This is a genomic window from Bradyrhizobium betae, assembly GCF_004123905.1.
GTDB classification, from domain to species: domain Bacteria; phylum Pseudomonadota; class Alphaproteobacteria; order Rhizobiales; family Xanthobacteraceae; genus Bradyrhizobium; species Bradyrhizobium betae_A.
Genome location: NZ_MZXW01000053.1, coordinates 399,605 through 415,249, shown reverse-complemented (window position 1 = coordinate 415,249; position 15,645 = coordinate 399,605). Strand labels below are relative to the sequence as shown.

General features: G+C 63.7%; 12 protein-coding genes. 3 read left to right on the top strand and 9 right to left on the bottom strand.

The genetic code is table 11. The features are described from left to right. Positions 1-2: 2 nt before the first annotated feature. The 7 genes from B5V03_RS37145 to B5V03_RS37115 form a co-directional block, all read right to left on the bottom strand. Positions 3-1,412: a cytochrome ubiquinol oxidase subunit I gene (locus tag B5V03_RS37145; protein ID WP_129275359.1), complete on the bottom strand. Its 1,410-nt coding sequence runs from the start codon at positions 1,410-1,412 to the stop codon at positions 3-5. A gap of 19 nt (positions 1,413-1,431) precedes the next feature. Then, the gene (gene mqo / locus B5V03_RS37140) at positions 1,432-2,970 is read right to left on the bottom strand and encodes a malate dehydrogenase (quinone) (protein WP_129275358.1); all 1,539 of its coding nucleotides are present in this window, start codon (positions 2,968-2,970) and stop codon (positions 1,432-1,434) included. Between the two features lie 42 nt (positions 2,971-3,012). After that, on the bottom strand, positions 3,013-3,417 hold the full coding sequence (locus tag B5V03_RS37135) for a hypothetical protein (protein WP_129275357.1): 405 nt from the start codon (positions 3,415-3,417) through the stop codon (positions 3,013-3,015). A gap of 27 nt (positions 3,418-3,444) precedes the next feature. Beyond that, positions 3,445-4,881, bottom strand: coding sequence for a class II fumarate hydratase (gene fumC / locus B5V03_RS37130; RefSeq protein ID WP_129275356.1), 1,437 nt, complete (start codon positions 4,879-4,881; stop codon positions 3,445-3,447). 142 nt (positions 4,882-5,023) lie between these two features. After that, positions 5,024-5,686 carry a YoaK family protein gene (locus B5V03_RS37125; RefSeq protein WP_245502458.1) on the bottom strand — a complete coding sequence of 221 codons (663 nt, stop codon included), beginning with the start codon at positions 5,684-5,686 and terminating at the stop codon, positions 5,024-5,026. A 23-nt stretch (positions 5,687-5,709) separates the two neighbouring features. Next, entirely contained in the window at positions 5,710-6,546 is an 837-nt protein-coding gene (fdhD, locus tag B5V03_RS37120) for a formate dehydrogenase accessory sulfurtransferase FdhD (RefSeq protein ID WP_129275354.1), read from the bottom strand. A 19-nt stretch (positions 6,547-6,565) separates the two neighbouring features. After that, positions 6,566-7,066 carry a Dps family protein gene (locus B5V03_RS37115; RefSeq protein WP_164988533.1) on the bottom strand — a complete coding sequence of 167 codons (501 nt, stop codon included), beginning with the start codon at positions 7,064-7,066 and terminating at the stop codon, positions 6,566-6,568. A gap of 590 nt (positions 7,067-7,656) precedes the next feature. On the opposite strand from B5V03_RS37115, the gene B5V03_RS37105 reads away from it, so the two are divergent. Together B5V03_RS37105 and B5V03_RS37100 are read left to right on the top strand one after the other, a co-directional pair. After that, positions 7,657-8,529: an SDR family NAD(P)-dependent oxidoreductase gene (locus B5V03_RS37105; protein WP_164988532.1), complete on the top strand. Its 873-nt coding sequence runs from the start codon at positions 7,657-7,659 to the stop codon at positions 8,527-8,529. A 156-nt stretch (positions 8,530-8,685) separates the two neighbouring features. Further along, positions 8,686-11,586 (top strand): ATP-binding protein, encoded by a 2,901-nt coding sequence (locus B5V03_RS37100; protein ID WP_129275350.1) that lies wholly within the window; start codon positions 8,686-8,688, stop codon positions 11,584-11,586. Positions 11,587-11,831: 245 nt separating this feature from the next. Here the strand turns inward: B5V03_RS37100 and B5V03_RS37095 are convergent, their stop codons facing one another. Continuing rightward, positions 11,832-14,684, bottom strand: coding sequence for an ATP-binding protein (locus tag B5V03_RS37095; RefSeq protein ID WP_245502457.1), 2,853 nt, complete (start codon positions 14,682-14,684; stop codon positions 11,832-11,834). Positions 14,685-14,796: 112 nt separating this feature from the next. Further along, on the bottom strand, positions 14,797-15,078 hold the full coding sequence (locus tag B5V03_RS37090) for a hypothetical protein (RefSeq protein WP_129275348.1): 282 nt from the start codon (positions 15,076-15,078) through the stop codon (positions 14,797-14,799). A gap of 250 nt (positions 15,079-15,328) precedes the next feature. On the opposite strand from B5V03_RS37090, the gene B5V03_RS37085 reads away from it, so the two are divergent. Further along, the gene (locus B5V03_RS37085; protein WP_129275347.1) at positions 15,329-15,571 is read left to right on the top strand and encodes a hypothetical protein; all 243 of its coding nucleotides are present in this window, start codon (positions 15,329-15,331) and stop codon (positions 15,569-15,571) included. The last annotated feature ends 74 nt before the right edge of the window (positions 15,572-15,645 follow it).

Here is a 15,645-nt window from a genome sequence, read left to right as displayed (position 1 = left end):
GGCTATTCTCCCGCCTCGAGATAGCTGCGCGGGGCCGGCACCTGATCAGCGAGCGACATCGGCCGATTGGGCACGGGAGCGTGGAGCGGCTTGCCGCCGAGTCCCGCCGGGCCGGCACGCAGTAGCCGATAGATGTAATACGTCCCGAACGAGAAGATGAAGGCGTAAACCGCGACGAACAGGATCAGCGAGGTCAGCGCGGCCGACGCGGTCAGGAACGGCGTCACGGCGTCCGCGGTGCGCAACACGCCGTAGATCGTCCATGGCTGGCGGCCGACCTCCGCGGTGTACCAGCCGGTGAGGATCGCGATCCACGGCAGCGGGAAGCTGAGGAAGATGCCCCACAGCAGCAGGCGGCTCCGATCGAGCCGATGCTTGAGGCCAAGATAAGTGCCGAGCCAGGCCAGCCCCAGCATCACAAAACCGCAACCGACCATGATGCGGAAGGCGAAGAACGGAATCGCCACCGGCGGCCGGTCCTGCGGCGCAAAGCTGGTCAGGCCGACCTCCTTCGACGTCAGGCTCATGCTGCCGATGATGCTCCCGAGCACAGGAATCGATATCGCGTATTTGTTTGACCCGGTGCTCGAATCCGGGATCGCGATCAGCACCTCGGAGGCCGGCTGCTCGTCATGCCAGCGCGCTTCGATCGCGGCGAACTTGGCTGGCTGGTAGTCGTGAACGTAATCGCCGACGAGATGCCCGATGAAGAGCTGAACCGGCAGCAGTACCGCCGCCAGCGCAAGGCCCATCCGCAGCATCACATGGGCCTCGGCGCGATAGGTCCGCCGCAGCAGATACCACGCGCCGGTTGCCGCCACGCAGAACGCGCCAGTCAAATAGGACGCGAGCAGCATATGCGGAAACCTGACCCAGACCACGCGATTGAAGATGATCTGCGCCCAATCGTTCGGTACGAACTGACCGTTCTCCAGGACGTAGCCGGTCGGTACCTGCATCCAGCTATTGTTGACCATGATCCAGAACGCCGAAAGCGTGGTTCCGAGTGCGACCATCGCGGTCGAGAACAGATAGAACCACGGCGGCACGCGGGGCCGGCCGAAGATGAGGATGCCGAAGAAGCCCGCCTCCAGCATGAAGGCGGTGAATGTCTCGTAGGAGAGCAGCGGACCCTGGATCGGCCCCGACATTTTCGACAGCACGCTCCAGTTCGTACCGAACTGAAATGCCATCACCACGCCGGATACGACGCCCATACCGAAGGCCACGCCGAAGATTTTTAGCCAGAACTCGAACAGGGTCCGGTACACGGGCTTGCCGCTGTACTGGTGCATCGCTTCGAGCACGGTGAGCCAGGCGGCAAGGCCGATCGTGAACGCCGGAAAGATGATGTGAAACGAGATGGTGAAGGCGAATTGCAGCCGCGAGAGGAGGAGCGCCGTCGGATCCATCGGACAATCTCCCGCTCGCTCACGCCCGCCTCGCGACCGCCGGCGCGCGCGCGGCCGGCTGCGGAATATTGTCGACCTTGAGGGCCTCCGCTGTCGCCGCGCGAATCTGGCGGCAGAAATCCGCGTCGTCGATCAGCGAAACGCCATAGGACGGCACGATCTGCTTCAGCTTCGGCAGCCAGGCGCTTGCCGTCAGCTCGCCAGCAAAACACTTCTCGAGCACGCTGATGGCGATGAACGCGGCAGTCGAGGCGCCCGGTGAGGCGCCGAGAAGGGCGACCAGCGAATGATCGTCCGCGCCGACAAGCTCGGTCCCGAACTCGAGCAGGCCGCCGCGCTTGACGTCGGGCTTGATGATCTGGACGCGCTGGCCCGCGACCTGCAATCTCCAGTCCTTCGGATCGGCCTTCGGGAAATATTCGTCGAGCGCCGCGAGCCGGTGGCTCTCGGTCTGCAGCACCTGCCCGACCAGATACTCGGTGAGATCGAAATTGTCGCGTGCCACCGCAAGCAGCGGCTTGACGTTGGCGGGGCGAATGGACTCGAAGAGATCCAGCAGCGAACCATGCTTGAGGAATTTGCTCGAGAAGCCCGCATAGGGGCCGAACAGCAAAGAGTGCTGGCCGCCGATCACGCGCGTATCGAGATGCGGCACCGACATCGGCGGGGAGCCGACCGCGGCCTTGCCGTAGACCTTGGCATGATGACGCTTGTTGATCTCGGGATCGTCGCAGCGCAGCCAGATCCCGCTGACCGGGAAACCACCATAACCGCGCCCCTCGGGAATGCCGGATTTCTCCAAAAGCGGCAGCGCACCGCCGCCGGCACCGATGAAGACGAATTTTGCTCGGACCGAGCGCGTCTCGCCACTCGCGGTGTCGCGCACCTCGATCCGCCACCGGCCGCCCTGCTCCCGGTCAAGTCCGGTGACGCAGCTGTTGTAGTGGACCGCGCAGCCCGGCTGGCTGACGAGATGGCTAACCAAGAGATGCGTCAAAGCCCCGTAATCCACGTCCGTGCCGGTGATGATCCGCGTCGCGGCAACCGGTTCATCGGCACTTCGTCCGTCCATCACCAGCGGCGCCCATTCGGCAATCTGCGTCGGGCTCTCGGTATGCTCCATGCCCTCATAGCAATGATGGACCGACATCGCCTTGAACCGCTTCCGCAAGAATTCGACGTTCTCCGCGCCGTGCACGAAGCTCATATGCGGGACCGGATGGATGAAGGACCTGGGATCGGCGATCGCGCCCCGCGCGATCAGGTAGGACCAGAACTGCCGGGACAGATCGAACTCGACATTGACCTGCAGTGCCTTGGAGATGTCGATGCTGCCGTCAGGTCTTTGCGGCGTGTAGTTCATCTCGCAGTTTGCCGCGTGGCCGGTGCCGGCATTGTTCCAGGAGTCCGAGCTTTCCTGCGCGCAATCCTCGAGGATCTCGAACGTCTGGATCGACAGGGAAGGCTCGAGCTCTTTGAGAAAGACACCGAGGGTCGCGCTCATGATGCCGGCGCCAATGAGGACGACATCGGTTTCGCTATCGGAAGCTGCTGACATGGCTTTTTCCTTCGTTGGGTGTTGCTGTTCCGGATGGTTCGATCAGGCCCGCGCCGATTGCCGTGCCTTGGCGCGGAACGGCACCTCGGCGCCCGGCCGCAGGATCACGTAGGCACGGCGCCACGACGAATCGTCGGTCAATTTCCAGCTGTGCCCGGAGCCGGCAGTGTCCTCAGCCAGCAGGACGTTGCCGGGGTAAATCAGGAAGTGGTGGCCGTCACGCGTCTGGAAATCCAGCGTTCCGCTCAGCGTGATCACCAGCTGCCGGATCGGCGCGGTGTGCCAGGCAAAAGCTCCGCCCGATTCCGTCTCCTGGAAGGAGACACTGACCGCATCGATCTTGCCGGTGAGAAAGTCGCCACGCTGGCCCGGCTCCAGCTCGAGAGAGCCTTCCTCGAAATGCGAGTTATTGTCCTCTCCGGTCCACAGACGCACGCAACGAATCATCGTATCTCTCCTTCAGCCGGTCATGCTTCATCCAACCTTGGCGCCGATTTCGAGCGGCACCTTGATCTCCGCGACATAGGGCTTGACCATCTTGGCGGGATCGACGATGCGGTCGAACTCCGGCTCGGTCACGAAGCCGAGCTTCAGCGCCGCCGACCTCAGCGTGAGATCATTGTCCATCGCGTAATGCGCGATCCGCGATGCCTTGTCGTAGCCGATCACCGGCGCCAGTGCGGTCACGAGCATCAGCGACCGCTCGACATATTCCTCGATCTTCTTGCGGTTCGGCTCGGTGCCTTCGACGAGGAAGGTGCGGAAATTCGTGCAGCCGTCGGTGAGGATGGTGATGGACTGCGCGATGTTGTGGATGATCAGAGGCTTGTAGACGTTCATCTCCAGATAGCCTCCGGCGCCACCGAACCCGACGGCGACGTCGTTCGCCATCACCTGCACGGCGATCATCGTCAGTGCCTCGGCCTGCGTCGGATTGACCTTGCCCGGCATGATCGACGAGCCGGGCTCGTTCTCGGGAATCCGCAGCTCGGCAAAACCCGCGCGCGGACCGCAGGACAATAGGCGGATGTCATTTGCGATCTTGTAGAGCGAGCCGGCAAGCGTGCGCAGCGTGCCGGAGAGCTGCACCAAGGCGTCGTGCGCGCCTTGCACGGCGAACTTGTTCGGCGCACTGACAAAAGGAAGGCCCGTCAACTGCGCGATCTCGGCGGCGACGGCCTCCGCAAAGCCCGGCGCCGCGTTGATGCCGGTGCCGACGGCCGTGCCGCCCAGCGCGAGGCGGTGAACGCCCCTGAGCGCATCGTCGATGCGCGCCAGATTGTCGGCGAGCATGACGGCATAGCCAGACCATTCCTGCCCGAGCGTCAGCGGGGTCGCATCCTGCATGTGGGTGCGGCCGATCTTGACAATGTCGTCCCACTGGCTCGATTTCACCGCGATGGCGTCATGCAGGGCCTCGACCGAGGGAACGAGACGCTCCGTCACATTCAGCGCGGCCGCGATGTACATCGCCGATGGAAAGCTGTCGTTCGACGACTGCGACATGTTGACGTGATCGTTCGGATGAACCGGCGCCTTGCTGCCGAGCGCGGTGCCTGCGAGCTGGCAGCATCGGTTCGAAATCACCTCGTTCACGTTCATGTTGAACTGCGTTCCGCTACCCGTCATCCAGACGTGAAGGGGAAACATGTCGTGATGCTGACCGGCGAGAATCTCGTCGCAGACATGGACGATCAGCTTGTGAATCCTGCCGTCGAGACGACCGCCGGCGCAGTTGGCGTTCGCAGCCGCCTTCTTCAGGATCGCGTAGGAGTGGATCATTTCGCGCGGTATCAGGTCGCGGCCGATGCTGAAATGCTCGAGCGAGCGCTGCGTCTGCGCACCCCAGAGCTTGTCCGCGGGAACATTTACGTCACCCAGGCTGTCTGTCTCTTTGCGGAAGTCGTTCATCCCAGCCTCTCGTGGCAGTTGATGTCGGAAGCACCCTTGCTGAACTCATCGAAAATGTACGGACCGCCCAGCGGACACGCTTCCGCGAACGAACGTCGTTTTGCCGAATGGCATGACGGGCGCATTGGCCTGCGACGTGGCTTCAGTGCGGATGGCCTGGACGCCGGCACAGCCAGAGAACGCATGCCGACGATGCGATCGGCAGAGCGAGGCTCCATGGTCCAAGCCACCTCGTGAAGCAGCCGCCGAGCGCGGCGCCGATCAGGAACATCGAGCAGAGCGCAAGCATGGTTCCAGTGCCTCGCGCCGCATCGAGATCGGACGCTGCAACGAACTGATCGATGGCGCGGAGCATGTTCCCGGTGACCGTGACCGAGAGATACTTCCAGCGCTCGACCTGCCTGAAGCTCGCTGACTGCAACGCGACGCCGAAGGAGATGACAAGGATCGTAATCTGATCGGAAACGCGATGGAGCAGCAGCATCGCCGCGCCCAGGCAGACGATCTCTCCGACAAGACAGCGCAGCGCCGCCCGGGTGCGGATCGCCACCACCGCTCCCAGGATGAAGGCCGCGAGCGGAAGCAGATGGTGAAGCGCGCGCTGCCATTGCCCGGACAGAGCATCAACGCCGATGAAGACGACATTGCCGGTCTGCGAACTCGCGAAGACACCGAGCGACATCCACGTAAAGGCGTCGAGGAAGCCTCCCGACATGCTCAGGAGAGCAGCAACCAGCAGCGATCGTTCCGGCGCGTAAACCTCGATGCGGGCCTCGGCCAACGGCTCCGGTGCTGCGGCTTTCATCGCCATTGTCGCGGGCCCGCGAGTCAGCAGCCGGTGCGCGGCGCGGCCTCTTCAGGCAGCAGAACGCGGCGCGGATGCGTGAAGACGCCGTATCCGTCATCGCGGGCGACAGCGAGAAGCGTGATTCCCGCCTCGTTCGCGGTCTGGATCGCGAGCGCGGTCGGCGCGGAAACGGCGACGATAACGGGCGCGCCGATCATCGCGGCCTTCTGCACCATCTCCACCGAAACGCGGCTCGTCAGCAGTACGGCGCCGTCGCGGGCCGAGTTGCCGGCGCGGACGATTGCACCGGCGAGCTTGTCGAGCGCATTGTGCCGGCCGACATCTTCCCTGATCAGGGTAATGCCGGAGCGGGGATGCCAGAAGGCCGCCGCGTGAACGGATCTCGTCTGTTGATTCAATATCTGGAGCGGCGACAGCGCCTGCATGGCGTTCAGCAAGTCCCGCGCTTGAAAATCAATGCCGGAGCTCTCGACCCGCGACGGCGCGCGACGTGCCTGTTCGAGGCTCTCGATGCCGCATAGCCCGCACCCGACCGGACCGCTGATGGCACGGCGGCGCGCGGCCAGGGATGCCGCGCGGTCGCCATCGAGCCACATCCGCACTTCCATGCCGAGCTCGTTCGAGATCAGCTCGATGCTCCCTATCTCGCTTGCGCGGTCGATGATGGCCTCGGTGAGGCTGAAGCCGACACCGAAATCCTCGAGGTCAGCCGGCGTCCCCATCATCACCGCATGGGTCGACCCGTTGTAGGTGAGCGCGATGGCGCTCTCCTCGGCGACCAATCGCGACGTCGATTTCGTGCGGCCGCCGCGCCAGGCGATCTCCCGGTGCCGCGTGTATGTCGAACCCGTCATCATGGCTCACACCGTCTTGTGCCTACGCGTTCGGACCACTTCGACCGGTCTCGTAGAGGAACCAGACGCGCCGCTCCGTCTCGTCGATCCAGTTTTCCAGCAGGCTTGCGGTCGCGACATCGCTGTATTCGTCGCAGAGCTCGTGGACCCGGCGCATTTCCCGCGTCAGTTGCTGATTGTCGCTGCGCAGCTCGGCGAGCATGTCCTGCGGATCGACATAGTCGGCGTCGTTGTCGAGGATGCGTTGCTCGCGCGCGATCTGGCCAATCGAGCGCAGCGTCGTTCCGCCGATCTTGCGCGCCCGCTCGGCAATGTCGTCGGTCATGGCAAAGATCTGCTCGGCCTGCTCGTCGAGCAGTAGATGATAGTCGCGAAAGTGCCGGCCCGACACGTGCCAGTGGAAGTTCTTGGTCTTCAGGTACAGCGCAAAGACGTCGGCCAGCAGCGCTCTCAGCGCGGCAGGAACGTCCCGGTTTGCGTTGGCTCCGAGATCGGTCGGGCTTTGGAGGTCCACTTTGGTCATCGTTGTCATTCCTTGTTGGAGGTTGCCTTGTTGGAGGTTGGAAAATTTAGCCGCGCGCGAAACGTTCATCCGCCGGCGTCGTTCTGTTCCGCAGTGGAAAGAGTGCGATCGACCCGAAGACGCCGTCGCGGCGGATCAATGCGTGGAGCAGCCCGGCAGCCGCCTCCGAGGACGGCCGCGATCAACACGAGCGGGCCTGGTCCGGAGCGCGACGGGTTGCCTGACTGGTTCATCGCTTCTCCTTGCAACGTATGAACCGGCCCACGACCGGCCACACGCCCCGTTCTGTCGAGCGGCTCAATTTCGTTGTAGCCGCCGGCCACCGGCCCGATCTTCTGAAACCCACCGTCATTTTCGCGAAGGCACGGACGTGGTCCGGTCCGTGAGGGAGACTGCTCCGGATCCGTTTCGGGCTTTCTGGAAAAATTTCGTGCGATCTGAAAAACATCCGCCGGGCTCGAAAGACCCGTCTGGTGCCGGGGCCTATGTCAGATGCTCTTCGCGCAAGGCCAGCGGTCGATCGCCGAACGATGAACGGGTCGCGACGGCGCTGGCGTCCTTGCGGAAGCTGGAAGGCGATTGGGGATCGAATGAGCAAAGTGATCATCGTCACAGGAGCTGCAAACAGCATCGGACGAAGAACCTGCAGGACATTGGTGCAGGCCGGCCACACCGTCTACGTTTCAATGCGGGACATCGATGGCCACGACGAGCACGGTGTCGAGGAGGCCGGTACTGGACTCCGAACCATTGCGTTCGACGTCTCCTCGGAAGCCTCAGTGAACTCAGCCATCGACGCCATCGTCGCGGAGAACAACCGCCTCGACGTGATCGTGCACAATGCGCGACAGGTCCTCTACGGACCGGCGGAGGCCTTTACGCCGGACCAGCTGGCCGAGCTCTACGACACCAACGTGCTGAGTGCGCAAAGGCTCAATCGGGCCGCATTGCCGCAGTTGCGCAAGCAAGGCCAGGGCCTGCTGATATGGGTCTCGTCGAGCAGCGCGCGTGGCGGCTCGGTTCCTTTCCTGGGGGCGTATGCTTCGTCAAAGGCCGCGCTGGATGCGCTGGCGCTCGGCTATGCCGGCGAACTCGCGCGCTGGGGCGTCGAGACGACCATCGTCGTTCCCAGCGCGCTCGGGCCCGGCCACTACATTCGCTCCGGCCGGCCGCTGGACACTGTTCGGGCCGAGGAATACGCGGATGGTCCGACGGCCGATTTGAGCGAAATCGCGCTATCGGCACTTGCACAGCTTCCGGCGAAGGATCGAACGCCGCAGGACGTCGCGGCCGCCATAGCCGATGTCGTCGATTTGCCGTTCGGACAGCGTCCGCTGCGCGTTCATTTCGGTCCGGACGACGACGGAGCTGCAGCCGTCGACGCCGTCGCCGACAGCGTCCGTACGGAACTGCTCCGCCGGATCGGACTGGAAGACATCCTCAAGCCCGCCTTCATCGGATAGCACGCTCTTCGGAGCCCCAGACGAAAGTGATAGGCCGCAACGCTTTACCCTGAAACTGCCGGATGTTACCTGTGAAGGGCCACTACGTTCACACGTCTTGGTGTGCTTCCAGGTCATGGAACGTGACGAATTGTGTGCCGGGTTGATGTCCACGAAATGACCCCCCGCTGGCAAAGCAACAACATGATGGCCGCAGTCGGCCACTCCGCCCAAGACGAGTCCGCCCGCGAGATCTTCGTCTTCGGGCCGTTTCGCCTCGACGCCTCGCAGCGGCGGATTGAAAGAGACGGGAGCCCGCTCCAACTGTCGGGCCGGGCATTCGAGATCCTGCTCGCACTGGTCCGGCAGGCCGGCAACGTCGTCAGCAAGACGGACCTGATAGCCAAGACGTGGCCTGGCGCCGATGTCGAGGACAACAGCCTGCGCGTCCATATCGCCGCACTCCGCAAGATACTCGGAGACGGCAACGGCGGCGCCAGATACCTGAGCACGGTCTCCGGGCAGGGCTATTGCTTCGTCGCTGCGGTCTCGCGCCCGGACCAGAGGCAATCTGCACCGATCAATCCGACCTATCACCACAATTTGCCGGCGCATCCCCGGCACATGGTGGGGCGTGAACAAGCCATTCAGGACATCTCGGACAAACTGAGAGCCCAACGTTTCGTGACGGTGGTCGGCCCGGGCGGCATCGGCAAGACCACGGTTGTCGTGTCCACGGGCCATGCCCTGCTCGCGGAATTCGCCGGGCATGTCCACTTTGTCGGTCTCGGCGAGACGGACAACGCCGCTCTGGTGCCAGCGATCGTCGCATCTTCATTCGGGCTGCTGGCGCGATCGAACGATCCGACGAGCGGCCTCGCGACATTCCTGAGCGACAAGCGCATGCTGCTCATTCTGGACTGCTGCGAGCATGTCATCGAAGCAGCGGCGGCGCTGGCCGAACGGCTCCATCAGGCAGCACCCGAGCTGCATATCGTGGCCACGAGCCGTGAGTTGCTGCGCGTCGAAGGCGAGTTCACATACCGGCTCGCGCCCCTGCCGAGCCCGCCGGAGAAAGCCGCGCTGAAAGCCGCGACCGCCATCGCCTACCCCTCCGTGAAACTCTTCGTGGAACGTGCGACTGCGGGAGGCGGCGAGTTCGCGCTGACGGATGCGAACGCCTCTGATGTCGGCAACCTCTGCCGTCGGCTCGACGGCATCCCGCTGGCCATCGAGCTCACCGCCTGCCATGTGGGTACATACGGCGCGAGAGCGATGGTGCAACTCCTCGACCAGCACCTCAATCTGCTATGGGAGGGACGACGCACCGCACTGCCCCGGCACCGGACGCTGCGCGCAACTATCGAATGGAGCTACAATCTTCTATCCGAACCGGAACGCGTGGTTCTCGGCCGGCTGTCGGTGTTCGTCGGCAGCATGACCCTGGATGCGGCCCGGTCGGTTGCCGCGGCCACGGAGGACGACGACACGATCCTGGCGATCATCGACGGCCTCGTCGCCAAGTCGATGCTTGCACTGAACACCGGCTCGCAACCGACCCGCTACCGCCTCGCAGACTCGACCCGGGCCTACGCGCAGGAGAAACTTGCCGCCAGCGGAGACGCCAGCGCGATCTCGCGACGTCACGCCGGCTACTTTCTCGGTCTTCTTGAAAAGATCACCGGCGAATCCGACCGGAACCTTTCGATGGCCGCCGACGAATTCGCCAACGTCCGCGCAGCATTGACATGGTGCTTCTCGGATCAGGGAGACCGCAGAGCCGGCGTGGCCCTCGCTGCAGCATCGATACCGCTATTCTTCAAGCGGTCGCTCCTGGCAGAATGCGAGCTCTGGGTCACCCGTGCCATCGAAGCACTCGATGAAACCAATGGAAGCATCCGGCACGGCCTCGTTCTTCACACTGCGCTGGGGGCCACCCGGATGCTCACGGGACAGCTGGATGAACTAGGCGCAAAGCACCTCTCCCGGGCGCTCGAACTGACCGAAAAGATCGGCGACATACCTGGGCAGATCCGTTTGATAGACCAGTTGCATCTGCTGCAATTGTTCGTCGGTAAATATGATGACGCGTTGGGCACCGCCAGACGCGGCGAAGCCATTGCCCTCGCCGGCAACGATTCCGCTGCGGTGGCGCGCATGCGCGTATTGCTCAGCATCTCCTGCCAGTATCTTGGCAAGTTTGTTGCCTCTCGCTCATACATCGAAGCGGCGATGCTGCATCCGGGCCTGGAGGGGGACATCCATAGCGGCCTCACCCTCGAATATCCCAAACGCGCTCAAATCACGTTTGCTCGCATCCTCTGGCTGCAGGGACATCCCGATCAGGCGACGCAAATGGTGCGCCGGGCCATCTCGGACGTCATCGCGGCGAACCATCCGGTCATGTTCTGCAGAGCGCTGCCATGGGCGTTCGACGTCTTCTTCTGGAATGGCGACATGGACGATTGCGAAGAACATATCGACAGGTTCATCGTGGAGGCGCGAGGGCACAACCTCGCCATCCTCCAGATGGTCGGTGAGGCCATGAAGGGGATTACGCTGCTGGCCCGGAACGAGATCGGTACCGGGCTTGCTCTGCTGAGAGGCGCGATCGAGAAGTTGCAGAGCCGGAGTTTCGGCGCGGTGGCAGGCCTTCGCACGCCCCTCGCCGAAGCCCTGGCGGCGGCAGATCATTGCGACGAAGCCCTGGACACCATCGACCAGGCGATTGCCCAGGCCCGGCACTGCAACTTCATGATGGACATGCCCGACATGTTGCGCACAAAAGCGGAAGTGCTGATGCATCAGCGCAATCCGGATCTTTCGCAAGCGGAGCTGAGCCTCGTGCAGGCGCTCGACCTCGCTCGCCATCAGGGCGCACTGGGTTATGAGCTTCGTGCGGCAGTCGGGCTTGCGAGATTGTGGCAGCGACAGGGTCGCCGCCAGGAAGCGCACGATATGCTGGCGCCCGTCTATCAGCAATTTACCGAGGGATTCCAGACGCGCGGCCTCAAGATGGCAGGGCAGTTGCTTGCCGAGCTGACCCCTCAACGCTCGTGCTCGCTTGCGGCCAGATGACCGGCACCGGGCTGCGCTCGTTGCCCGGACCGCCGTGCAATCGCGATAGAGCGGTGCAGTCTCGAACGACGAGTCCGGGCTGCCGGTCCATGCTGGGTCTGCAATGAGACGTCGGCGCCGGCAACCGCCTCCGCGGCACGGACGAATTGCGGAACGTTCCAGAGCACGGGGGATGCGGCGCTCGCCGAGGCCGCACCGGCATCCGATCGATTGAACCGGATGCCGCTCCCCGGGGCATCTCTTGCCTAGGATCCCAGCTTCGCCATCATTGTACGCACCTCGCGAAGGTCCGCCGTCTCGAAACCTTCGGTGAACTTGCCGTACACGGACGCGAGAACATCGCGTGCATCGGCCGCATGCCCCTCGCTCATCCCCAATCGTGCCACGCTGATCGCCGTCCTCAGCTCCCAGAACAATGCCCCCTGGCTCCGCGCCACTTCGAACGCCCGGTCGAAGGCCTGCCCGGCAGCGGCCGTCGAGCAGCGCTCTCCGGGAAGCAGCAGCAATTCGCCCTTGATGCGCCAGAGCTCGGCGACATACCAGCCCTCGTCCCTCGCCTCACACCGTGCGAGCGCCTCGTCGGCGGTCGCAAGTGCTTGCGACACCTCGCCGGCTTGTCCGAGACATGCAGCAAGTTCGCCGAGCGGAAGCAGGAAGCGCGGCAGGAACCGCGCCTCGCCCGCGAGCTCGAGTGCTTTGCGCAGCAGGGGCAATCCGGTTGCGAGGTCGCCGCGGCGCGCGATCAGCAGGCCCCTGAAGGCGCGCGCCCATAGATTCCACAAACGGATCGGGTGGCGTTCGGTGTGCTCGATCAGCATCGTGCAATAGCGCCCGGCCGCATCGAGATCGCCGGCCAGAAAGGCAATCGGACAAGCACCCTGGCCGAGGACGCTGCAGAACGTGAGAGCGTGGCCACTCGTCCGGCCTTCCTCGACGTTGTGCTCGACGACGCTCAATGCCTGGTCCGCGAGGCCAAGCAGCCACAGGATCCGCGCCTGGAAGTAGCGCGCCGAGGCCCGCAGGTCGAACCGGAAGCGGATAACCTGCGGCTTCGCCGCGAGGTCCGACAGGCGAGACATGGTTCGACCGATATGATGATACGCCTGCCGCTGGTCGCCGAAATAGTGCAGCGCGGTTGCAAGGAGCCGGTCTGCCATCATCCGGTCGACGGAATTGCCGGAATCGGCCACGACCTCCGCGAAACGATGCGCGAATTCGAGGGCCCTGCGGAATTCGCCATTGTTGAACTGATCGATGCAGAGTCCCCAGAGCGCGCGCAGCAGGTAATCTCTGTCCTCGAGCTGCTCGGCAAGCTGCAGGGTTGCAGCCCAGGCGGGACCGGCCTCGCGGGCCCTGCCGACACCGTACATCAACGACCAGCCGCGTGCGGCCGACAGCTGCATGCGAAGCCGCGGCGCGTCCGCGGCCGTCGGATCGAGGCGCGCCAAAGCGAGTTCGGTCCGCTCGCGGCATTCGCTGAGGAGCGACAATTGCACCCATAATGGGACCGCAGCCGCCGTCAAGGCCGCACCGACTTGCGGGTCTCCGCCGGACGAGAAGGCCCAATCAAGGCTCGTTCGCACGTTGTCGATGTGCCGGCCATAGATGGTGAGCCACTCCGCCTGCGGCCTCACTTCGCTATCGGCCTCGGCGCTGGCGAAGAATCCAATGTAATACGTCGCCTGGCGGCGAGCAGCGCCGGGATATTCGCCGCCGGCATGCAGCTTTTCCGACGCATAGGCATGCGTGGTATCCAGCAGGCGATAGTGAGGGCTCTCGCCGCGAATGTCCGCGAGAACGAGCGACTTTGCCACCAGCCTGGCAAGCTGGCCGGTGACGTCGCTGATGCCATCGCCGGCCACCGCGATCACGGCGTCGAGCTGGAATTCGCCGGCGAATACGCCGAGCTGCCGGAGAAGCCAGGCCTCGTCGTTCGGCAACAGGTCATAGCTCCAGTCGAGCGTTGCACGCAGCGTTTGCTGCCTCGGCAAAGCCGTGCGCCGGCCGGTCGTCAGAAACTTGAACCTGTCATCGAGAAGTGCCGCGATCTTCGGTGGGCTGAGCATGACCGCGCGCGCAGCCGCAAACTCGATCGCAAGCGGAATGCCGTCGAGCCGCCGGCAGATGGCGGCGATGGCGCCGATATTTTCCTCGTCGGGCGCGAAGCTCGAACCCAGTGCCTTCGCTCTGCGCGTGAACAATTCCACTGCGCTGTAAGCAGACGCGCCGGCGGGCTCGTGCCATGCTTCAGGCGGCACACCCAGAGGAGGCACGCGGTAGACATGCTCCCCCTCGATGCGTAGCGCCTCCCGGCTTGTCGCGACAATGATCGTCCCGGAACAGCGGCTGACGATCAGCTCGGCCACCTGCGCCACGGCATCGATGACATGTTCGCAATTGTCGAGGATGAGCAACAACGGCCGAGGGCCGATCGCGCGTGCGATGGAATCAGGCGATATCTCCTCGCCCTCGAGCTTGGTGCCAAGCACGCTGGCGATCACCGAGCAGACGAGCTTGGGATCGGACAGCGAAGCCAGTTCGACCAGCAATCGATCCGCCGCGAAGCTGGTCGGCGGCGTTCTGGCAGCCTCCAGCGCCAGCGCCGTCTTTCCGATCCCGCCGGGCCCGACCAGGGTCACCGCGCGATAGGCCGACAGCAGCCGCCACAAATGTGCGATAGCGGCGGTCCGGCCGATGAGATCGAATGATGCGCTGGGAATGTTGATCGACGGCGGCAACCCGGTAGCGGCAGATTGTAGCGGGGTGTCCAGATGCTGGACGCGCCACGCTCCCAGCAAACGATAGCCTCGGCCAACACTGGTCGACAGCATGTCGCGGTCAGGACCAAGGGCCTTCCGGATCGCCGCGATATGCACGCGAAGTGCACTCTCCTCGACAAAGACGCCCCGCCAGACCCGCTCCGTCAGGTCGTTCTTGGTGACGAGCTGGCCCTCCGCTTGAACCAATTCCGCAAGAATCTCAAAGGCACGCCCCCCCAAAGGAACGAGCTCTCCCATCGAGCGCAATTCGCGTCCGACAAGATCGATCTCCCATTCCGCGCAAGTGTAGACGGGACGCTGGCCTGTCTCAGCCATCATCGGGACAGCCCCAAGCGGTTTCACCATTTTCTATCCAGCTTACCACCAACCCTTTCGAAAGACACAGGTCGCCGGACGGCGCGGCCGCCCCCCGTGTCGTAATGCGCGCGGTTCAGCAGCCGCGGCAGATCGATCCTTCCAGCATCTTCTCGAGCCGGGCGTCGTCCTTGTCGATGGTCGGGTCCGAGCCGAGCAACGGCCCCTTCGTCGCGTGACCGCCGCCATCCGACGACGAAAGCGCGGTGCCCAGCGAGTTCGTTCCCGGCGCGGCGGCACTCGTGCCGAGCGCACCGCCACTCGCCATCGACATATGCGATCCCATGCCGCCATGGGCAGACGCAGTCCCCGAGAGCGCAACGCAGGCGACGATGCAAACAACAGCAAATGATCTCATTCTCACACTCCTCAAGTTTAAACTATGCGCCTCCAGAAACGGACATCGGACGCGTTTGGCCACCCACAATCGCGCGAGAATTCTGACAACGGTGACAGACTCTTCCCGCAAGAGTGATGCAGATTCGACGGGAATTAGCGCCCCGAAGACCTACATACCCTTCATCAAAACAATTTTCGGAAACGCCACCAGCCGAGCAGCGATCTTCGCCAAGCGACTCTCCGCACGGAGCAAGCAATGGAGAATCGCTATGAGTGTATTCAAAATTCTAATCGCTGCGGCGCTACTCTCGACGGCAACGATATCGTCCGCATCCGCCGCCTGGTCTTACGCCGACCAGGAGCCGGCAGCCTTTGCATCGATGTACCCCGATCGCGACGTGCTGAATGGCGGCGCCCTGACGCCCGCCGGGCGGATGGGCCTCGAGCGGCCCGGTGGCGCCGCGCCCGTATTCCCCATGGGCCATTTTCACAATCATAACTGGCATCGCTGACGCGACACCACAATCGAGCATCATGCGTCCTCCCAAGATGACGGTGTCCGCAATCCGGGAGTGCGACCGCGCCA